Raw genomic sequence first — 21,462 nt, 5'->3', positions numbered from 1 at the left:
GGGCATGCGATCATTACGCATGCACGAATTTTCTTCCCTGGCGCTGCGGCGCGAACTGATCGAAAGCGCGGCCGCGCGCGGCTTCACCCAGATGACGCCGATTCAGGCTCAGAGCCTGCCGACCATTCTGGCCGGCGCCGACGTCCTCGGCCAGGCCGATACCGGCAGCGGCAAGACCGCCGCCTTCGGTTTCGGCCTGCTCAACAAGCTTGTGGTCGCGCGTGCCGAGACCCAGGCGCTGGTGCTCTGCCCGACGCGCGAGCTGGCCGACCAGGTCGGCCAGGCGCTGCGCCAGTTCGCGGCCCCGATCGCGAACGTGAAGCTCATGACCCTGTGCGGCGGCACACCCATGCGCGCCCAGGTCAATTCGCTGGCCCAGCCGCCGCATGTGGTGGTGGGCACACCCGGCCGCGTGCTCGCCCACCTGCGCCGCGAGAGCCTGCAGACCCACGCGCTGCAAACGCTGGTGCTCGACGAAGCCGATCGCATGCTCGACATGGGCTTCATCGACGATATCGAAGCGATCGTGGCCAGCTTGCCGGACGACCGGCAAACGCTGCTTTTTTCTGCGACCTGGCCGGACGCCATCCGCGATATATCGACCCGGTTGCAGCGCGACCCCGAGCAGATCACTGCCACCCAGGACAACCAGCCGCTGCGCATCAGTCAGGTCTTCCACCAGGTCGACGACGCCGACAAGCTCGGCGCCCTGGAACGGGTGCTGGCCGATACCCAGCAACGCCGCAAGGCCTTTACCCAGGCGCTGGTGTTTTGCAATCGGCGCGATGAAGTCGATCGCGTATGCGCCTATCTCAACCAGCGCGGGGTATCCGCGCTGGCGCTGCACGGCGATCGGGAGCAGCGCGAACGCGACGAAGTACTGCTGCGTTTCGCCAATCAGAGCTGTGCGGTACTGGTCGCCACCGACGTGGCCGCCCGCGGGCTGGATATCGCAGCCCTGCCGCTGGTGGTCAGCCTGGACCTGGCCCGCGATATCGACACGCATACCCATCGTATCGGGCGTACCGGGCGGGCCGGCGAAGCCGGGCGCGCGGTGTCAATGTGTACGCCGCGCGAGCGAGAGCGCGCCGAACGTATTGCGGCCGCCGGGGGCTTTCGCCTGAACTGGTCGCGATGGCCACAGACACAGGCGGCGGCCCGCGCCCAGCCGCCCATGGCCACCCTGGTCATTCAGGGCGGCCGGCGCGACAAGCTGCGCCCGGGCGATATTCTGGGTGCCTTGACCGGCGACGGCGGCCTCGCTGGCGACGAGGTGGGCAAGATCGAGATCAGCCCGGTGCGCAGCTATGTGGCCGTCGCCCGGGGCCGCGCGGTTGCGGCACGGGATCGGCTACGCCAGGCCGGCATCAAGAAGCGGCGGTTTCGGGTCGCCGTGCTGGGCGACTGAATGCCCTCCCGTGCGCCCGGGGACTTGACCGCTTATTCTTTGTGCCGGCATCGAATTGCTCATTCACCTGCGCCAACGCCTTGTCGCGTCGGCCCGCGTTGGCTGCCCGGCCGGCCCTGCAGCGGTTTATCAACGCCGCGGCCTGCCGATACAGCTCAATACATGGCGTGACTCAAGTGATCGTTCATGCCGCCGTTGACCCTTCAGGCGTCGCTGCGTGTCCACTCGGGGCGCGGCCATGTCTGCCTTTCGACCGACCTGCTCAGCTGGAAACCGGATTATGACCACGACCGCCGATCATCCTTACCGTCTTGTCACCCGTAGCGACTTCGACGGCCTGGTATGCGCCATGCTGCTCAAGGAGCTGCAGTTGATCGACGACATCAAGTTCGTCCATCCGAAGGACATGCAAGACGGCAAGATCGAGATCAACGATCGCGACATCACCACCAACCTGCCCTATGTGGAAGGCGTGCATCTGGCCTTCGATCATCACTCCTCGGAAACGCTGCGCGTAGGCCAGCGCGATAACCACATCATCGATCCGAAGGCCCCCTCGGCTGCCCGTGTGGTATACGACTATTACGGCGGCAAGCAACGCTTTCCGCGTATTTCCGAAGACATGATGGAAGCCGTGGACCGCGGCGATTCGGCCGACTTCAACAAGGATCAGGTCCTCAACCCGCAGGGCTGGGACCTGATGAACTTCATCATGGACGCGCGTACCGGCCTGGGCCGTTTTCGCGAATTCCGTATCAGCAACTATCAGCTGATGATGGAACTGATCGACTACTGCCTGCATCACGACGTCGACGAAGTGCTGGCCCTGCCCGACGTCAAGGAACGCACCGATCTCTACTTCGAGCAGCAGGCGAAGTTCGAGGAACAGGTCAAACGCTGTGCCAGCGTTCACGACAATCTGGTGGTGCTCGATCTGCGCGATGAAGACACCATCTGGGCGGGCAACCGCTTCATCATCTATGCGCTGTTCCCGCAAACCAACATCTCCATGCACGTGATGTGGGGCTTTCGCCAGCAGAACACGGTGTTCGCCGTCGGCAAGAGCATCTTCGACAAATCCTCGAATACCGACGTCGGCAAGCTGATGCTGGAATACGGCGGTGGTGGCCATGCTGCGGCTGGCACCTGTCAGGTCGATAGCGCCCGCGCCGAGACGGTTCGCGACGAACTCATCGCGCGTATTACCGCCGACGGCTGACGCCGCCCGACCGTGCTTTTGGCGAGGCGGCCGCTCTCGGGAGCGGCCGTTTTCTCTGCGTTGTGCCTGCCCCGGGGCCAACACGGAGCGTCCCCCTGCCTTCTGTTTCGACACGCTAAAGGCCCCGTCCGGCCTGTTAAAGCGCGAGGATCACGCGCCGTTATTCGGTTAACAATCCCCGCACACGCTAGGCCAGGCCCGGGCAATGTCATTCCACTTTCGACAAAAACGCGCCCCCGGCCGGCGATACCACCCGCGTGAAGCAATTGGCTGGGGGCGAACCGTCGTTGCCCTGAGTTGGGCATGCACGCTGCTGGCTTCGGTCGCGAGCGCCGCGCCAGCACAGACCGGGGATTTCGAAGGCGGCGACTGGCTGGTGCGCGCCGTGATCGTTGCTGTGGTTCCCGTGGATGTGACCTCGGATGTCGAACCCATCGGCGGCGAGGTCGATATTCCCTCGTCGATCCAGCCCGGTTTCGATATCAGCTATTTTTTCACGTCGCACTGGTCCATCGAGCTGCTTGGCGGCCTGCACGAACAGGATTACAGCGTGCGCAACTCGGCCTTGCCGGTGGCCAAGCTGGACGTGGGCACGGTCACCTCGGGCACGGTAGCGGCGACCCTCCAGTACCACTTCGTGCTGGGCTCGGCGTTCAAACCCTATGTGGGTGCGGGCATCGATTACACCTGGGCACACGACGTGGAGCCTGCCGAAGGCATTCCAGACTTCGAGGTCGAATCGATCACCAGCCCGCTGCTCAATGCAGGGTTCGATTATCACCTCGGCGGCGACTGGTATGCCGGTATGAGCCTGCGCTATCTCATGCCGCCGACCTATATCTTCGAAAGCGAGCAGTTCCGCACCCGAATCGATATGGCCACGGTCGCGTTCGCCGCCGGGCTCGGCTACCGCTTCTAATGCGTCGGGCCAGCGCGCATGCAACGTGTCCGATGCCGGCCCGCCGCGTGTTCGTGGGCCTGCGCATCGGGCGGGCCATTGGTCGATTGTCATGAACATCGATATCGAAACGCTCTATCTGGCGAGCGTGATCAGCCGCGCGGCGTTTCTGGTCGTGTTCACGACCACGGTGCTGAGCCTTCCCTCGGAACGCTATCTGCGCCACTGGTGGGCAGCACTCGTCGCCTCCACCGCCGGCATGCTGCTCAACATCAGCCAGGCCGAGGCGCTGCAAAATCCAAACCACCCGTTGACGGTGCTCACGATCACGCTGCTGCTCTGCAGCCTGTTGTTCTCGTGGAGCGGGCTGCGGGTTTTCTACGAGCACAGGCTCCACCCGCGGCCATTGCTGAGGACCTTCGCGCTGCTCGTCTGCGCACCGGTAATGACGCCCTTGATCGGCATTCCGAGCCACTATGTCCAGGCCGGCTATTATGCGAGCGCGGCACTGATTCTCCTGCTTTTTCTCAAACGGCTCGTACCCAGACTGGATCGGCAACTGTTTGCGCCGTACGTGATCGGGCTGGCGGTCCTGATGTACTTCCTCGCTCTCGTGCCGCCCATCTTCCAACTGCTGTTCACTCAGAATCCGCTCACCCCGCTGGCCTATAGCGGCCCGGTGATGCTCGTCGACCAGGTCGCCTGTGTGCTGGTCTATTTCGGCTTCATCGCCATGGCCGCCGAACGGGCCAACCTCAATCTCCGGCTCCAGGCAGAAACCGATCCGCTGACCGGCCTGGCCAACCGGCGCGGCGTGGTCAACGCGCAGCGGCGCCAGCGCCGCGACGCCGCGCGCGGTGCGCAGTCGAGCGTTCTGCTGGCCGATATCGACTACTTCAAGATCATCAACGACCGCTTGGGCCACGACGGCGGCGATACGGTGCTGCGAACCTTCGCCAAACGCCTGGGGCAGACCATCCGAACGAGCGACAGCGCGATTCGCTGGGGCGGCGAAGAGTTTCTGGTCATCTTGCCGCGCACCGGGCCTGACGAAGCCGAAGCGCTCGCCCAACGTCTGCGCGAACAGACCGAAGCGCAGCCTTTCGCAGTCGGCGATCAGAGCCTGCAGGTCACGGTCAGTATCGGTGTGGCCACAACCCAGACAGAGGACGCGGATTACGAAGCGGCCATCAATCGTGCCGATCAGGCGCTCTATCGAGCTAAAGGCGACGGCCGCAACCGCGTATGCCGGTTCGAGGCCGCGGCCTCGGCAAACGCGGAACAACCCGGCCACGAACCGACACCAAAGGACACTTAGATACCGGGCCGGTCATGGCCGATCGAAGCCGCCTGCCTTTGGGGCACTGGATAAAAGAAATATTTATTTTCAAACATTTCCGAGGTGATTTAGCGAAACGTTAATATCCGGGCAACACCCTCTTGTCTCATTTTCATACAAGGGGACTGTTAAGCCATGGAACATTGGCACGAACGATATCGACGATCGCGCAGCCTGTTTGCGATGCTGCTGATCCTGCTTGTCGCGCTGGCGCTGACCGGATGCAGCGACGACGACAACGACCGCGTGACCGACACGCCCGCAACCGGTGGCGACCAGAGCGAAGACGACACCACGAACGACACCGAGGCGGCCAACGCATTCACGCTTGCGGTATTGCCGGATACCCAGAAGTACTCGCGTTATTCGCCCGAGCGCTTCGACGCCCAGACCCGCTGGATCGCCAACAACTACCAGGCCGAGAAGATCGCTTTCACGATGCATCTGGGCGATGTGGTCGACCTGGCCGATTCGCCCCAGGAATGGACGGCGGCCATGCAGTCGCTGTCGGTGCTCAACGACAACCCACAAACGCCCTACAGCGTGCTGGCCGGTAACCACGACGTGCTGCAATCCTGGCAGTACGACACCGAGCGCGACCTGGCGGCCGAGCCCTATCTCGACTATTTCTCGCCCGATCAGCAGGCGGCACGTTTCGCGACGTTCCAGGGCGCCGACCCGACCGGCTTCGGTAGCTACCACATCTTTCAGGGTGCCGAGCGCCAGTATCTGGTTCTCGCGCTGGACTGGCGTACCGCCTTCGCCACCATCGACTGGGCCCAGTCGGTGCTGGACGCGCATCCGAACATGCCGACCATTCTGACCACGCATCAGCTGCTCAACATCGGCGCCGGCGATGAAGGCGACACCAACGCCATTTTCACCGACCACGGGCTGCGGCTCTGGCAGGGTCTGATCTACGACAACGACCAGATCTTTCTGACCATCAACGGCCACCACCATGGCGAAGCGTCGATGATCGCCAAGAACCGCTATGGTCGCGATGTGTTCATGGAAGTCGTGGACTACCAGTCCGGCTTCTGGGGCGGCAACGGCATGCTGCAGCTCATTACGTTCGACACCGACAACGACATGCTGCGGTTCCGTTCTTTCTCGCCGTGGGCGGCCGCCATCCCGCAAGCCGAGCGCGGGCCCGAAGATGAAGTCGAGCGCTGGAACTTCAGCGTACCGATGGACTTCGATGAACGCTTCGCCGGCCTGAACCAGAACGCGCTTCCCGCCTCTGCCGGCAATATCGACGGCACCGAAGCCTACTGGATTCTGGACGAAGACCATCAGGTCACGGGCGCCAACGGCAATCCCGCGTTCATCGATGCCTCGGGCAACGGCAACACCATGCAGCTCACCGGACTGGCACCGGGCAGCGCCGATGAATCACAGTATTTCCGCGTCGTCGACGATGCGCCCGCCTTCGGCCATGCCAGGGGCTCGGCACGGTTCACGCCGAACGGCGGCTATTCCGGCTACTATCTGCGCAGCGACGCGCCAGGGCTGACGTTTGACGAGGCCGCCAGCGGCAACGGCGGTTATCTGCCGCAGTACACCATCGAAGCGGTCGTACGCCTGCCGCGCGACTGGTCCGCCGACGCCTACGACTGGGCGGGCGTGCTCAACCATCTGCGCAACGTCAGCGATATCTGCAACTTCCATAACCTGGATTGCAGCGGCGGCGACACCGCGCCGGGACTCAACATCTCTTCGCTGGCAGAAATGCAGTGGGTGACGGTGTCCCAGAACGGCAAGATGGAAGATGCCTGGTCCTGGGAGCTCGATCGCGAGCGCTGGTACCACGTTGCGCTGGTCAACGACGGCGAATACCTGCGTATGTACGTCAATGGCCAGCAGACCATGCGCTCGGCCCAGGCGGTCAAGCAGGGGCTGCTCGCCGCCCCCGGCCGCCCGTGGTCGATCGGCATGAACGGCACCGAGAACGATCCCGGCAACCTGTTCTTTGGCGACATTGCCGAAGTACGCATCAACAGTCGCGTACTCGAACCGTCCGAATGGCTTTATAGCCAGTAAAAAAGCACACCGGCCCGCCGCCGCACGATCGGCGCGCGGGCCGGGCTTCTATCAATACACTCGAGAGGCTCGAATGCCTCACCCCCTCCTCGCCCGTCATCCCTCATTTGGCGGGCGCTTTTTCCATCCCTCCCCGCAACGATCGACCAGTCGACGAAAGCCGCACAGGGTGCGGCCCCGGTGTGCGCTCATCTGCGTTGAACGTAGCCGAAGGCCTGCCTCGCGAAGCAACGCCACGTCCGCCGGCTCGGGCTTGATCCCAGCGCTCGTTTCGGTCAGCGTTGCCTGCTGTGCTTATCGTGTCGGCCCGGCCGCATGTTCGATGATCTTTCCCTGCGCTGGCTTGCGGGCCAGGCATTCGGCCTGATTGCGCTGACGCTATGCGTAGCCGGTTTTGCCAGCAAGCGCGACGATCGCCTGTTCTTTTTACTGTTGTTCGCCAACGTCGCCTTCGCCCTGCAGTTCGCGATGTTTCGCAGCTGGGCCGCCGCCGCGATCGCCGCCCTGATCGTGCTGCGTATCCATTGGGTCCGGCGCTACAAGGGCAGCGCGGCCGTCATGCGGGTCATGGCAGGCCTGACCGTAATCGCCGCCGTGCTGACCTGGTCCGCGCCCCGCGATGGCTGGGCCCTGGCGGCAGGCCTGATCGGCACCTACGGCATGTTCATGCTTGAGGGCATTGCCATGCGCTGGCTGCTGGCAGTGGCCGCCTTCTGCTGGGTGATCAGCAACCTGCTGGTCGGCTCAATCGGCGGCACCCTGGCCGAGTCCCTCATTCTGGTGACCAACCTGGTCACCATCGTCAGGCTCTATCGCGCCCGCAGACAAGACTGATCGCGGCATCTTTCCCATTACTCCGACGAGGCCCTGTTTGACGGCGTACTGGCGCCTGCATAGGTTAGTCAAGGGAACGAAAAACGTAGCGAATAGAATCCGCGTGTTCTCGAACACGACTGCTCAAAAAACAATACCTGCAGGCGGATCACAATTTGAATAGGGGGACGGGGATGCGATACGGGATATCAGGCATGGCTGCGCTTGGCCGCGGCCTATCTTTTTCGGTGCTGTTGCTCGGTGCCACACTGGCCGGCGCCAATACGGATATGGCGGATAGTCCGCTCGAAGACGCACAGACAGTTACCGATAATAATTCGGCACAGGGTATAGCCATACTCAGCGACGCTCTCGGCAACGTCGTCACCCTTTATGAGGCAAATCAGAGCGACGATAACGATGCGATCCTCGCTCGACGGTTTCCAAACAACAGCGATGGTTTGGGCGAACCCGTCATAATCGATACGCTCACTGCAGCAGAGAGTCGTCTGGATAGCGAAGCTGCTATGGAATCGGACGGCGATATCGTGCTGGTCTGGAATCAGCTGCCAGAAGCCAATAGCGGCGAGCGACCGCTGGTACTGCAACGCTTCGACCGGGACTTTCAGGCGACAGGCGGCCGTTCGATACTTACCGCCAACGCAAACGGGCTGGCCGATATGGACGTCAACGACAATGGCGATATGGCCGTGGCCTGGCCCATCGATAACGATACCGTGTTCGGCGCCCAGGTCATCCAGCGTTTCAACGACCAGGGCGACGCGACAAGCGACATGTTTACGCTTGTCGACGACGACAACGAGTTGATTACCGACGTCGCGATCGCGCCGTCGGGTGCATTCGTGGCCAGCTATATCGACGGCCGCAGCGATTCGACGAGGAATGCGTCGGTCTACGTCCAGCTGTTCGATGCGCAGGGCCAACGGCTAGGCGACCCCATTCAGGTAAATAGCGACGCGACCGATTCATTCAGGACTGCAGTCGACATGGACACCGAGGGCCGGTTCGTCGTGGCCTGGAGCGACGACGACGCCGAAATCGTGACCGCCCGCCGTTTCGATAGCACAGGCCAGCCACTGGGAGAGCAGTTCCAGGTGAGCGGTAATGAAGGCAATCGTGACCCCCGTCTCGCCTACGATGCCAAGGGACGGTTCGTTGTCCTCTGGCGTGGTAACGATGAAGTCTTTGCCCGACGTTATAACGCACAGGGCGAACCCGCCGAAGTCGTCACGCTCTACAGCGGCCAGACGCCGGCATACCTTGATGTCGCCAGCGATGCCGACGGCGACTACGCTGCAATCTGGACTGAAATCTCTGACAATTCGCCCGACCGAGGCATTTATGCGCGGCGCTACGTCGGCGCGGAAAACGTGGATCTGGCGGTCAGTCTGGTACCCGCGAACAATTCGGTCGCGCCCGGCGCAACGGTCGGCTATCGACTGGCGGTCGATAACAACCACGAAATTGCGGCACCCGTGCGCACCGAACTCCCCGGCGCGAACACGATCAACCAGGCCATCGGTGCGGCCACCGGCGTAGTCACGACGGTCACGCTGCCGGCTGGCCTGTCAGAGATCACGATATCCGATCAGAGCGCGCTCGACGGACGCAGCTTCGACTGCAACACAGCAGCCGCCACTACGCGAACCTGCCGGCTCGCCGGGGCGTTGTACGCCGGCGAAAGCCTGTCCGCGCGCATTACCGCTACGGCCGGCGATAAGCTACAAACCCTGGAAAGCACGGTTGCGGTCACGGCCCGCCAGTTCGATAGCGACGAATCCTCGGATACCGGTAATAATCGCGATAGCGCCAGCGTTTCGGTTACCGCCGACAGCGCAGGCGATGCCAGCGACGCCGAAGCGAACGAGGACGACGATAGTGGCAGCGGGGGCGGCTGCACGATGGCCGGCAACGCGGCTTTCGATCCGACGTTCTTCATTCTGCTCGCCTGTGCCGGGTTGCTGCTGGCCAGTCGTCATCGCAAACGTGTAGACGTTCGCCGGGCGGCCCAGTAAAAGGCTGCGCCGCATGCGGCCCCTCGCCTAGGGCGCGGGGCTGTTGCCCAAGCGTCGCATCGGACCGGTGACGTTGCCTGCTCTGGACTACGGTAGCTTGCTCGCGCGTCGCTACCGAACGTCTGGCGCAGCGCATGACGCTAGTCGACCCGTTGGCACCAGACGCACAGTCGGCGGCTGGTCTGCCAGGCGCTCAGCCCGGGCGGTGCGTAAACCGATGGTCGAGTGAGTCATCGGTCAAAGCGCAGAGCACGCGGCTCCAGCCTGGCTTGGTAACAGGCCTTGCCAACCCGGGCGACGCGACCCGCTGCCCTCGAACTCGTGGCTGTGCGAAAAAACCACCGGGCGTTCGCAAACAAAAAGCCCGCTGCCTGAAACCGTTCAGACAGCGGGCCCGAGTTGGCCGAATTGGCTTATTGCAGGTTCAGTTCGTAGACCCGCTCGTCGTTGTCGTTCACGCGTATGAAACGCGCGTCGAAGGCATCGCTGGCCATGGACTGCTCCTCGACGAAGTTGCGGGCGCGGTCGGTGTTGGGCACCCGGAAGGTCAGCGTGAGATCCACGCCGCTCTGGATGGGCGCAAACCGCCAGTTGCCGTCGGCCGTGGGCGTGACCGGCGTGTTATCGCGGATATAGTCGGCCAGAATCGTGCGATTGGCGTCGGGCGAGTTGAACAAGATGTGATCGGGGCCGGTGCCCGGGAACTGGCCGCCGTTGGCGCGATAGTTGTTGGTGGCCACGATGAATTCCTGATCGTCACGCACCGCCTGGCCGTCATAGCTCAGGTTGCGGATACGATTGGCGTCGGCGTTCACCACCTGGCAGTTACGGTCAAAGCGCGGCGGCTGGGTGACGTCGATCTGATAGCTCACGCCGTCGATCACGTCGAAGTTGTAGGTGGGAAAGCCGGTGTAGTTGACCAGGGGCTGCGGCTCACTTGACTCAGGGTCGATCTGGAAGAACTGCGACGCCGAGCATTCCAGCCAGCCCTTGAGTTCGCGGCCGGTGACCTTCACCGCGACCAGCGTATTCGGGTAGAGATACAGGTCTGCAGCATTGCGCAGGGTCAGTTCGCCCTCGGGCACGGTGGTGAAGTCGCTTTCGTTGGCACAGACGCCGTTGCGATCGCAGGCCTTGAACGGCGCGGCGGCCGACAGAACCGGCAGATCCTGCAGGTTGACGTCGCCCTTGATCAGATTTTCCACGTAGGCCTTCTGGGAATCGGCCACGATCTGGACCGACGGATCGTCCTTGACCAGCGCCAGGAAGCTGAAGATATCGTCGGTGGATTCGCCCAGCGGCTGGCTCATGTAGTCGCGGGTGGCCTGGTCGTCGCTGGCGATGAGCGCCTTGATGGTGCCGTCGGCTTCCACCAGCGACTTGCCGTCGGCAAAGATCGGCCGGGCGACGGCTTTCGAATCGGCCACGCTCCAGGTCTCGGTATCGGGGTCGTAGTTGAGCGTGAAGTCCACGATGCCCAGATGATCGCCCCAGAAGCCGGGCATGACCGCGGGTACGCCCTTGATCGCGCCCCGCTCGAGATCGACATCCGGCGTATCGGCAAACGCCGGGCCGGGGAACACCAGATGGGCATGGCCCATGAGGATGGCGTCGATACCGGGCACATCGGCGAGATACCAGCTGCTGTTCTCGGCGCGCTTGGCCGGGTCGTAGTCTTCGGTATTCACGCCGGAATGGGCGATCGCCACCACCAGATCGGCGCCCTTCTCCTTCATCTCGGGCACATAGCGCTCGGCCATGGCCTTGATGTCCTTGGTGACGACAGTGCCTTCCAGATTGGAGCGATCCCACTGCATGATCTGCGGCGGCACGAAGCCGATAAAGCCGACCGTGATCTCGTGCTGGCGACCATCGCGGTCGGTCAGCGACTGGGTGACCAGCTTGTAAGGCTCGAAGTACGGCACGTCGTTGTCGGGATTATCGTCGCCGTCGTCCTTGAAGATGTTGGCGCTGATATAGCCGAAGTTGGCGTCATCGACGGCGTTGGCCAGATAGTCCAGCCCGTAGTTGAACTCGTGGTTGCCGTAGTTGGCCACGACATAGTTGAGCGTATTCATGGCCGTATAGACCGGGTGTACCTCACCCTTGGCCAGCCCCTCGGCGGCACGCCAGTCGCCCATCGGGCTGCCCTGGATGAGATCGCCGTTGTCGACCAGCATGGTATTGCCGGTGACGTCCATTTCCTCGCGGGCTTGATGAACGAGCGTCGCGGTACGCACCAGGCCGATGCCCGGGTCCGGCGTGTCGTTGTAGTAGTTGTAGTCGTTGACGTTGGCGTGGATATCGGTGGTTTCCATCACCCGGAAATCCACCGTGGCCGTCTGTGCGGGGCTCGCATCCGAGCCAGTGTTATCGCGCGCCACCGTATCGTCGTCGTTGTCGTCGCTACAGCCACTGAGGACGACGCCCAGCGCGAGCGCGCCAAAAACGAGCATGCGTTTCGACAGCAAGGGCATACGTTGAATCGAAGTCATGATGTAAACCGCAGAATGATGTGAAAAGCTAAGAACGAAGGGTTTATTAACCGTCGCACTGCACGATCGCGAGCGAATCCACCGACTCGATGCTGGCCTCGCCGGCATATTCGTCGCGCATACCGCCGCGAACGGAGACGGTCTCGTCGACGATGCCGGGGTTGTTGGCCGGGCTGTACATGCCGCGCTGGCCGGATTCGAGCTTGACCACGATGGTGGCGCTGGCTGCCAGGTCGCCCAGGCGTAGCGCATAGGGGTCGTTCACGCCTTCGATCACCCGGCCCACCACGTCCAGCGACGTACCGTTGGAGGCCGCACGGGCCGTGGCCACTGATACGCCGTTGTCGTCACCGCAGTCGCCGGCGTCGTTGCCGGCCGAGGCGTCGACGATTTCAAGATCGCGCGTCGATTCCAGGCTCGGCCCGTCGATATAGGTATCGCGGGTGCCGGTTACGCGCAGGGTCTTTCCGACCAGCGAGGGGTCGTTCTGCGGGCTGAAACGCTCACGATCGCCGGCTTCGAGCTTGACGTAGATCGTGGCCGAGTCGTCGTTCAGGTCGGCCAGTTCAAGGGCGTACTGATCGTTCACGGCTCTCGTAATGCGCCCGATGGCGGTCAGCGTGGTGCCTTCGTTAGCGGCCAGTGCCTGGCTCACCGATACGTCGCTCCCGGTATCCGGATCGGGCGACGAGGTAGCGCCGCCCACCGGCTGCGGGGCCCCGTAGGCGCCGTCAGCAAAGGTGGCCGGATCGAACGGATCGTAGCCGCTATCGGGCTGGCGCCAGGGCGCGCCGTTGTCGGGGTCGGATTTTTCCACGTCGGCCATCGGCGTGGGCGTGGCTTCGCCGGCCGGATGCGCGGCGCTGGCAAACTGCGTATAGCTTTCCGGCGTGGCCAGCCAGTCGACGACCTGGCTAGACAGCCGCGCGGCATTGCCGCTATCGGTCCAGCCGGGATAGGTGCTCTTGTCGCCGCCGTTCTCTTCGCGACGATAGCGCGGCGTGTCGTCCTCGATCGGGCTGGAGTCGCCGATGAAGGCGGCCTTGCCGGCGCCGGCCTTGGCGATCGCCACATAGGGGCCTTCCGCGCGGCCGCCGAAATACACGCCGCGATCGACTGCCGGCCCCCACTTCTCGGGGCTGTCGCTGGGCGAGAAATACACCAGCCCCTTGGCCCGATTGGGGTCGACGATCGCCAGCGTGGACCCGCCGGCCATGAGGATCGGCGCCACCCCGTCGGTCAGCCCCTCGACCGAAGCCGGGTCTTCGATGCCGCTTACACCCGATTTCCAGTCGATGCCGTTGAAGCGATAGCGCACGCCGAAGGTTTCGGCCAGCCAGCCGGCATCCGCCGTACCCGGGTTGCGCAGATCGCCGTAGGCACCGCCTTTGTTATAGACGGCGCGATCCGAGCGGTTGTAGCCGTTGAACACCTCGGTGGCGTCCCAGGTATTCAGGTTGCGATCGGCGTTGTAATGATCGGCAATGAAATAGAGCCCGCCGCCTTCGGCCAGGAAGCGCTCGAGCGCATCCTGTTCGGCGCGGGTGAAGGGGCGGTTGCTTTCGGCGAGTACCAGCACGCTGGCCTGGCGAATGCCGGCATAGGTAATGACAGCTTCGTTGGCGTCGGTCGCCGACTGGCTCGGGTCGCTGTAGTCATCGACGAAGTCGATGATGCCGTTGTCGTTCTTATCGACGCCGCGGTATTCGCCTACGGTATAACCGCGTGCGACAAGCGCATCCGCAAAGTCCGAAAAGGCGCCGTCGAGTACCCAGTCGGCGTTGCCTTGCGTGCCCCCGTGGGAGACGTCGAACAGCACGGTCTTGCCGTTGTCGGCTGCCGCACTCGGCGTCTTGATCGGCGCCGGGTAGTTCCAGTCGTAGTCCGCAGCGCCCGCGCCAGGCGCGACCGCAAACAACAGCGCGGACAGGACAAATCCGGTACGAATCGATCGGCTCTTCATGGCGCCACCTGCTTTCAAAGCCTGGAACGCTAGCAGCCGAATATGACCCCTATATGTAATGCATCGTACCCGTTCGCGTGATCACACCGGGCCAGGCGCGAGACGCTCGGTTACCAAGCGATGCCGATCAGATCGCGGCGAATCGATTCGAAGTAATAAAGCGAATCATTACCGGCCACGGCGCGCCGCTGGTCGGCACGCGCGTAGAGCCTGCGCCTTGGTGCCCAAAGCGAAATGGGCAACCCGGTTCCACCGAGAAAGACGTCAGTCCGGCGCACCGGACTGACGTTGCATACCGGCTAAAGCCGGCCTCTCCAAGGCTTACGCCGGGCCGAAGCCGGGTCTACAAGAATTTCTTGTCCTGAGACTTCGCGGCCTTTTCGGCACGCTTTTCCTTCAAGGTTCGCGTAGGCGCTTTCTTGCCCTGCTTCTTGCGATCCATTCCCTTACTCATGATGACTGCTCCTGGCTGTTCATTCGATGGCAATGGCGCTGGTTTGTGTTCCCGCCGACCGCCTGGGTGGGGAAACGCAACCCCGCGTGGACGGGCGCGCTCAGCCGTCGCTATGGACGGCGCGCTTGCGCCCGCTGGATCGAGTGTAGTCCTATTTACGCCGACGCGAACAAACTTTTCGCGCCGCCGAGAAACGCCCGTGCCGCAACTCGCCGGCGATCGCGAATCGGCCTTTTCCCGGGGTGGGTTATACGGCTTCCGTGTTCGTTTGCTGGCGTGCACAAGCTGCAAGCGGCTCGAATACGACCACCCGATTACGGCCCTGCGTCTTGGCCTCGTACAAGGCGCGGTCCGCAATCGTAAACAGCGTTTTCAGACTGCCGTCTTCATCCAGTACGCCGGCGCTGGCGCCCACGCTCACGGTCACCACGTCCGTGGTTACGCTGTAGCCATGGGGCAGCGCCAGGCGTTCAACGGCGGCACGAAACTGTTCCGCGAACGGCGCGATATCCGTCGATTCCCTTGCCACGCGCACGGCCACGAATTCCTCGCCGCCGATACGAGCCAGGCGCGTGCGTCCGTCCAGCGCATAATCCAACGCCTTGGCGACGAGCTTGAGCGCCTCGTCGCCCGCCGGATGCCCATAGTTGTCGTTGTACGGTTTGAAGCTGTCGATATCGAGCATGGCCAGCACCACCCATGCCTCGCTGCCAGCCTGTTCGATATCCTTGGCCAGTGCGATATCCAGCCCGCGCCGGTTGGACAGACCGGTCAACGGATCGATCGCGGCCAGCCGGTCGAGAATATCGCGCTGCTCCGAAAGCTGTCTTTGCCGAATTCTTTCGCGCGTCACCAGCAGGAAATGACGCCGACGCTCGTTCTCGGTCGACCAGTTGGCATACACCGCGGGTATGAGAAGAACCACGCCGGTCGCCAGATAAGGCATCTTGAACGCGGGCGCGATGCCGGGCCCGAGCAGAACGGTGGCCGCCAGCAGGGCGAAGGTGGCCACGGTAAGCCCCAGTGCCATCCGAACAGGCAGCGCCATGAGCGTCAACGCAAAGAAAATGAGCGCGTAGTTACCGAGCAGGTAACCCTGTGACTCCGGCCGGTCGGAAAGCAGGATCAGACCCGACAAGATGGCGATCCCGCCCCAGCACAGCACGCAGGACAGCAGTTGTTGCCATACCAGCGGGATATTCGGCCGGCTGACCAGATATAGCCCAAGGCAGCCGATCGGCAGGCAGACACACAGCCGCATGAACCACACCAGCCCGATGATATCGGTCAGGACCCACCAGTCCAGCAGCGCGAAAGCGGTGTAGTTGAAAATACCCAACATAACCGCAGCGACCAGGATCCGGCGCTTCTGCGGTTCGACGTAACGTTCGTATTCGGCGACCAGGCCCGGCGCGATCGCAACTGCCTTGAGCAAACCATCCGCCGCCAAGGCACGCTCCAGCCTCGTTGCCTCTTCTGTCATCTGTGTCCCTCTAGCCCTCTCTCCCCAACCGCGCATTAAGCAGTATCGACCCCTGCCAAACAGCCTTTAAGCCGCAAATAGCACCGATACACGACTTTTAAATACCACGCTTATATGCACCGCAGCTAAAACAGGTGCTTGGGCAAGTATCTGGGCCCATTGGCAAGGCCGCGACCGTTCGCGGCCACGGCCCAGGAAGCGGCGCTGGGCTCTATCACTTCGGTTTTGCCACGCCTTCGAGCCCACACCGAAATTACGCCGAATAATCCCGTACGTTCTCCAGCACCCAGGCGCTGTCGGCAAGCGCTTCGGAATGACCATGCAGTACGTTCACGCTGCCGGTGCCTTCCATGACCACCGCCTGGATCGTGGTGTAGTCCACGATGTTGGCGCTGCGCACGATCCGGCGCAGGTCGTCTTCGGTGACCCGCGCCACGCGCATATTTTCGGCCAGCATGCGACCACCCTCGCCCATGAGCCGTATCGGCCGGTTGTCCACCGTTCTTTCGACCGACGCCATGCGCGAGCGCCAGCGCGATACCACGAGCTGACAGCCGTAAAGCAGCAACAAGGCGAATCCGCCCGCCATCAGCGAGGGCGATTCGGCGACGATGGTGGTCGCAATCGTCGAGCCGATCGCGACCACGATCGCCACATCGAACGCCGACATCTCGGCAAAACTGCGTACGCCGGCGGCACGGACAAACACCAGCACGGCGGCATACATCGCCAGGGTAGTGACAAGCACACCCAGCAGCGCCTGCGGTGAGGCCAAAAACCATTCATACGCCATATCGTTCACCGAACTATCGGTTGTAAGGACGGCGCAGCGTACGCGACCCGCCCACCCGCCGAAAGCACGGTCCGAACGGCCGTCCGCCCTATCGGGCGCGCGCCGGGCCGACCCGCTGCAGCCCGGCCGAACAACACGCCGAGCAGCCTCCGGCGTAGAGAACCGATGCTCAGACGACCATGCCGGCGGTTTTGGTTTCCAGATATTCGGCGATACCTTCCTGGGCGCCCTCGCGCCCCATGCCGCTGGCCTTCATGCCGCCGAAGGGCGCGGCCGCGCTCGTCGGGTTGATATCGTTGATGCCGATGATGCCGAAATCCAGGCCCTCGAAGGCGCGCATGCAGGTGTCGAGCCGATCGCTGTACACATAGGCGGCCAGGCCGTACTCGGTATCGTTGGCCAGCGCGATCAGGTCGTCCTCGTCACGATAGGTGATTACCGGCGCCACCGGGCCGAAGGTTTCTTCGCGATAGATACGCATCTTCGGCGTCACGCCGGAGACGATCGTCGGCGCATAGAAATGTCCCTGCGCGAGCGCGCCTTCGCGCATGCGCACGCCGCCGTGCGCCACCTGGGCGCCCTGAGCGACGGCGTCCTGTACCTGGGCGTCCACCTTGTCGACGGCGGCTTCGTTGATCAACGGGCCTATACCAATGCCCTCCTCCATGCCGTTGCCCACCCGCAGACGGGCCACGCGGCGGGTCAGCTCGCCCAAAAACGCCTCGCAGTGATCTTCATGCACATAGATACGGTTGGGGCTGATACAGGCCTGGCCCATATTGAGAAACTTCACCAGCGACAGCCCCTTGGCCGCATGTACCGGGTCGGCATCGGGGAAGACCAGCGCCGGCGCGTGGCCACCCAACTCCATGGACACACGCTTTAGATGCAGCGCGGCCTCGGCGTTGAGCTTGCGCCCCACCGCGGTGGAGCCGGTGAAGGTGAGCTTGCGTACGCGCGCGTCGCTACAAAACGCCTGCCCGGTGGCGGTCGGGTCGGACACGGTCAGCAGATTGACCACGCCTTTGGGAAAGCCTGCCGCCTCGAAAATTTCGAACATGGCCTTCGCACACAGCGGCGTGCTCTCGGCCGGCTTGAGTACCACGGTGCAACCCGCGGCGAGCGCGGGGCCGAGCTTGCGCGTGATCATGGAGATGGGATAGTTCCAGGGCGTAATCGCGCCGACCACACCCACCGGATCGCGACGCACCATGAAGCGCTGGTTTTCGCGCGCCGAGGGCACCAGCTGGCCATAGACCCGCTTGGCCTCTTCCGCGAACCAGAGCAGAAAATCCGCGCCGTAGCCGACTTCCGCCAGCGAGGCCTTGAGCGGCTTGCCCTGTTCGCGGGTCATCAGTTCCGCCAGCTCGCGCTTGCGCTCGGTCATCAGCTCCCAGGCGCGATACAACAGCTGCGCGCGGTAATAGGCGGTGGAGCCCCGCCAGTCGGCGAATGCCGTATGGGCTGCCGCAATCGCGGCGTCAATGTCGGCTTCGTTGCAGTCGGGCACCGTATCGATCGTCTCGCCCGTGGCGGGGTTGGTCACTGCAAACGTAGGCCGGCCGTCGAGCCATTCGCCGTTGATGAACATCGTTTCCTCCAAGTTATTGATCGCACCAAGCCGAACATTATGGCGTTCGCAATCCCGTGCTTGCACTCCGGCCAGCGCCCGCCCCGGCTGAAGCCAGCCAACAATTGGTCGATACAACATTTCTGACGACACACCGCGATCGGCGAGCGCCGAGACTTACGCCGGGGGCGATGGGTGGCAAGACGTAGAAGAAAATCCGATTTCGAACGCTGGGTCGAGCTGTTCGCGAAACTGCCCTGGACCCTCTGTCTGGCGCTGGCGCCCATCGCCTACGTCGGCTTTGCGGCCCTCGTGGATTGGCCCATTCCGCAGGCAACCAGTGCGGCCGAAATCAGCGATGTATTCATCGCCCAGCTGATACGCACCGCCGGCCTGTTCGGCCAGTACATCGCGCCCACGATTCTGCTTCTGGCCGCACTCATGTCGCTGCTGGGAAAGCGTCGTCGTCGGCAGCTCCTGGCCAGCGCCCGTGCCGTCGAGGATGCCGCGCCGATTTTGCAGATGCGCTGGCTGCAGTTCGAGCAATGCATTCATGGCTGGTTTGAAGAACAAGGCTATCGCGTCGCCGCGACGCCTGCCGGTCCCGATGGCGGCATCGATCTGATCCTCAAACGCGACGGCGAGCGATTCTTCGTCCAGTGCAAGCACTGGCGGGCCAGCCGTATCGGCGTGGCGGTCGTGCGTGAACTCTATGGCGTGATGGTCGCCGAAGGCGCGACCGGCGGCTTCGTGGTGGGCGTGGGCGAGTTTACAAGCGCGGCCCGAGAGTTCGCGACCGGCCGCAATATCGAGCTGGTGGATGCGAGTCGTGCCATTGCCGAACGCGACGCCATCGCCGCGCGTTCGGCCGCCAACACGTCCACCCTGGCGCCACAGCCAGCGCCGGTATGCCCACGCTGCCAGGCGCCCATGGTCGAACGTATTGCCCGCAAGGGCGCGAACGCCGGTCAGGCCTTTCATGGCTGCAGCAGGTTTCCGGCCTGTCGCGCGACGCTGGCCATCGACCCCGCACCGGGGAAGTTTTCGCAGGCCATATGAAAACGGCCCCGACGCCAGAAGCGTCGGGGCCGTTATTACGCGGACTCTCTAAGCGGCGAAAAGCGCTTAGTAAATACCCTGCGTATCCGGCGTTTCCAGCGTGCCGGCGTCCACCACGAGGTTGATCGTGGCCAGTTCGTCGCCGCTGATCGAATCCATGCCGTTCACCGCCTCGATGAAGCGGGCGCGTTCGCCGTCCGACACCAGATCCTTGGTGTAGTCGGCCAGCTTGGCTTCGTAGTCCGGGCGCTGCCAGGGCGTGTCGCCGCCGGGGTGGGCGTTGGCACGGGTCTTCTCGTCGGCCACTTCGCTGCCGTCGGCCAGGGTGATGATCATGCGTCCGCCGTAGGCCTGCACGTTCGGGTCCTGGTCGTGGTAGAGGTCTTCCCAGCGCTGATCGAACTGCGTTTCGATACGGGCCATGATGGCGCGCAGTTCGTCTTTTTCGTCCTGCGTCATCTGGTAGGCACGATCCTTGTGGAACTCACCGGCCTGAATGCAGCGCGCGATGGCGAACATGATGCTGTGGTCCAGCGTGCCGCGCGGCGAATCCGGGTCTATCTTCTGCGGGTCCTGGGCGTCGGTGCCGATCACGTGGTGGGTGTGATGGCTGGTTTCCAGCACGATCTTCTCGATCTGGTCGAGGTCCACGCTGTCGCCCTTCTTGGGCAGCTGTTCGCGAAGCTGCAGCGCCAGATCGATAATCGCCTGGCCCTGATATTCGAAGGCGTACTGCTTCGGATAGGTCTTCATGATGTTGCGCAGCGCGTCCACGCCCGGCTCGGCCAGCTCGACCTTGTAGACCGCGTTTTCGTCGTCACGACCATTCAGGAAGCGGCGGATGATGGAGTCCACGCCTTCATAGACCGGGTTCGGGCCCTTGAGGCCGTGCATGGCATGGTTGACGGCCTTGATGGAGATCTCGGCCGAAAAGCCCGGCACGAATTCCTTCTGGGCACCGATATCGCCCTTGCGCGACTGGCGCGAGGAAATGGCGTTATGCACGGCGAAGTTGATCGCGTGATAGGTCTGCTCGGTGGTCAGCCCCAGCATGGACGAAATACCGGCCGCGGTGCCGGCCGCGATATGGGTCATATGATCGACCTTGTGCTTGTGCAGGCAGATGCCGGTGCCGTCGCCCGTGCCCACCAGCGCCACGTGCACTTCATAGGCCACCACGATGCCACGCAGAATGTCCGCACCGCTCACGCCCAGATGCTGGCCCACGGCAATAATCGGTGAGATGTTGTCGTCCGGATGCGAATACTCGGCGGCCAGATAGCAGTCGTCGTTATCGAGAAACCGTACGGCCACGGCGTTGGCAAAGGCCGCCGGCACGGGGCCGAACGTATCCGTCAGACCCCAGACGGTCGCCTTGCCGGCGCCCTTGGCACTCATCGCGTCGGAGCGTGCCACCTTGACCGCGCGCTCGTTGGCGGCACCGAGTGCGATCGCGGCGTTGTCGATGATGCGGTTCTTGGCCATCGCCACGGCTTCGTCGTCCTGGGGGGCGTCCTTCGCCCGCGTGGCCAGCTCGGCCAGCTTCCAGGCCAGCTGCTGCTCGCGGGCCAGATCGCCGCTGGTTTTCTCGACGGCAACGGTGTGGATCGTAGCGCTCATACAACACATTCCTTCTGATTGATCGGGCTAGCCGGCATAGCGCGGCATTTGCGTGGGGCCGATGTTAAACGATTTGACGATTGGCCACGCCCGCAAACGCACCGAAACCGACCTGTCGACCAGGGCAATACGTCGATCTATCGTGGTTTGGGCAGGCGCGAATACGGTGTGATTCGGCGGCCGCTCGGAGAAATCACCGCCCGGATGAGGCAATAAAAAACGGCCCCAGCACCGATGTGCTGCGACCGTTCCACCCCGAACGAATCGGG

15 protein-coding genes are annotated in these 21,462 nt (G+C 63.2%); 8 read left to right on the top strand and 7 right to left on the bottom strand.

Annotated features, from left to right (window positions below):
• Positions 1 to 19: 19 nt before the first annotated feature.
• From dbpA to ABNU97_RS09770, 7 genes are all read left to right on the top strand, one after another.
• Positions 20 to 1,408 (top strand): ATP-dependent RNA helicase DbpA, encoded by a 1,389-nt coding sequence (gene dbpA / locus ABNU97_RS09800; RefSeq protein WP_348766551.1) that lies wholly within the window; start codon positions 20 to 22, stop codon positions 1,406 to 1,408.
• Between the two features lie 280 nt (positions 1,409 to 1,688).
• Positions 1,689 to 2,627, top strand: a complete 939-nt coding sequence (locus ABNU97_RS09795; protein ID WP_348766550.1) for an exopolyphosphatase — start codon at positions 1,689 to 1,691, stop codon at positions 2,625 to 2,627.
• A 205-nt stretch (positions 2,628 to 2,832) separates the two neighbouring features.
• Positions 2,833 to 3,546: an OmpW family outer membrane protein gene (locus ABNU97_RS09790; protein ID WP_348766549.1), complete on the top strand. Its 714-nt coding sequence runs from the start codon at positions 2,833 to 2,835 to the stop codon at positions 3,544 to 3,546.
• Between the two features lie 91 nt (positions 3,547 to 3,637).
• A complete protein-coding gene (locus ABNU97_RS09785) occupies positions 3,638 to 4,843 on the top strand; it encodes a GGDEF domain-containing protein (RefSeq protein WP_348766548.1) in 1,206 nt (401 codons plus the stop codon).
• A gap of 156 nt (positions 4,844 to 4,999) precedes the next feature.
• Positions 5,000 to 6,907: a LamG-like jellyroll fold domain-containing protein gene (locus ABNU97_RS09780; protein ID WP_348766547.1), complete on the top strand. Its 1,908-nt coding sequence runs from the start codon at positions 5,000 to 5,002 to the stop codon at positions 6,905 to 6,907.
• A 315-nt stretch (positions 6,908 to 7,222) separates the two neighbouring features.
• Positions 7,223 to 7,741 (top strand): YgjV family protein, encoded by a 519-nt coding sequence (locus tag ABNU97_RS09775; protein WP_348766546.1) that lies wholly within the window; start codon positions 7,223 to 7,225, stop codon positions 7,739 to 7,741.
• 194 nt (positions 7,742 to 7,935) lie between these two features.
• Positions 7,936 to 9,756: a JDVT-CTERM domain-containing protein gene (locus ABNU97_RS09770; RefSeq protein ID WP_348766545.1), complete on the top strand. Its 1,821-nt coding sequence runs from the start codon at positions 7,936 to 7,938 to the stop codon at positions 9,754 to 9,756.
• Between the two features lie 413 nt (positions 9,757 to 10,169).
• Here ABNU97_RS09770 and ABNU97_RS09765 read toward each other — a convergent pair whose 3' ends face one another.
• The 5 genes from ABNU97_RS09765 to ABNU97_RS09745 form a co-directional block, all read right to left on the bottom strand.
• Complete coding sequence (locus tag ABNU97_RS09765; RefSeq protein WP_348766544.1) at positions 10,170 to 12,251, bottom strand: bifunctional 2',3'-cyclic-nucleotide 2'-phosphodiesterase/3'-nucleotidase; 2,082 nt, start codon at positions 12,249 to 12,251, stop codon at positions 10,170 to 10,172.
• A 46-nt stretch (positions 12,252 to 12,297) separates the two neighbouring features.
• Positions 12,298 to 14,214, bottom strand: coding sequence for a hypothetical protein (locus ABNU97_RS09760; RefSeq protein WP_348766543.1), 1,917 nt, complete (start codon positions 14,212 to 14,214; stop codon positions 12,298 to 12,300).
• Between the two features lie 701 nt (positions 14,215 to 14,915).
• Positions 14,916 to 16,151 carry a GGDEF domain-containing protein gene (locus tag ABNU97_RS09755; RefSeq protein ID WP_348766542.1) on the bottom strand — a complete coding sequence of 412 codons (1,236 nt, stop codon included), beginning with the start codon at positions 16,149 to 16,151 and terminating at the stop codon, positions 14,916 to 14,918.
• A 253-nt stretch (positions 16,152 to 16,404) separates the two neighbouring features.
• The gene (locus tag ABNU97_RS09750; protein WP_348766561.1) at positions 16,405 to 16,944 is read right to left on the bottom strand and encodes a YetF domain-containing protein; all 540 of its coding nucleotides are present in this window, start codon (positions 16,942 to 16,944) and stop codon (positions 16,405 to 16,407) included.
• A 169-nt stretch (positions 16,945 to 17,113) separates the two neighbouring features.
• Entirely contained in the window at positions 17,114 to 18,535 is a 1,422-nt protein-coding gene (locus tag ABNU97_RS09745) for an NAD-dependent succinate-semialdehyde dehydrogenase (protein ID WP_348766541.1), read from the bottom strand.
• Positions 18,536 to 18,709: 174 nt separating this feature from the next.
• Between ABNU97_RS09745 and ABNU97_RS09740 the strand changes: the two genes are divergently transcribed.
• A complete protein-coding gene (locus ABNU97_RS09740; RefSeq protein WP_348766540.1) occupies positions 18,710 to 19,573 on the top strand; it encodes a restriction endonuclease in 864 nt (287 codons plus the stop codon).
• A 66-nt stretch (positions 19,574 to 19,639) separates the two neighbouring features.
• Here ABNU97_RS09740 and ABNU97_RS09735 read toward each other — a convergent pair whose 3' ends face one another.
• Positions 19,640 to 21,193: an MmgE/PrpD family protein gene (locus tag ABNU97_RS09735; protein ID WP_348766539.1), complete on the bottom strand. Its 1,554-nt coding sequence runs from the start codon at positions 21,191 to 21,193 to the stop codon at positions 19,640 to 19,642.
• A 27-nt stretch (positions 21,194 to 21,220) separates the two neighbouring features.
• Positions 21,221 to 21,462: hypothetical protein (locus ABNU97_RS09730; RefSeq protein ID WP_348766538.1), on the bottom strand; the 242-nt coding region annotated here is incomplete at its 5' end.

Origin of the sequence: uncultured Salinisphaera sp. (assembly GCF_964012375.1) — a bacterium.
Taxonomy (GTDB): domain Bacteria; phylum Pseudomonadota; class Gammaproteobacteria; order Nevskiales; family Salinisphaeraceae; genus Salinisphaera.
This window is presented reverse-complemented; position numbering and strand designations above follow the sequence as displayed.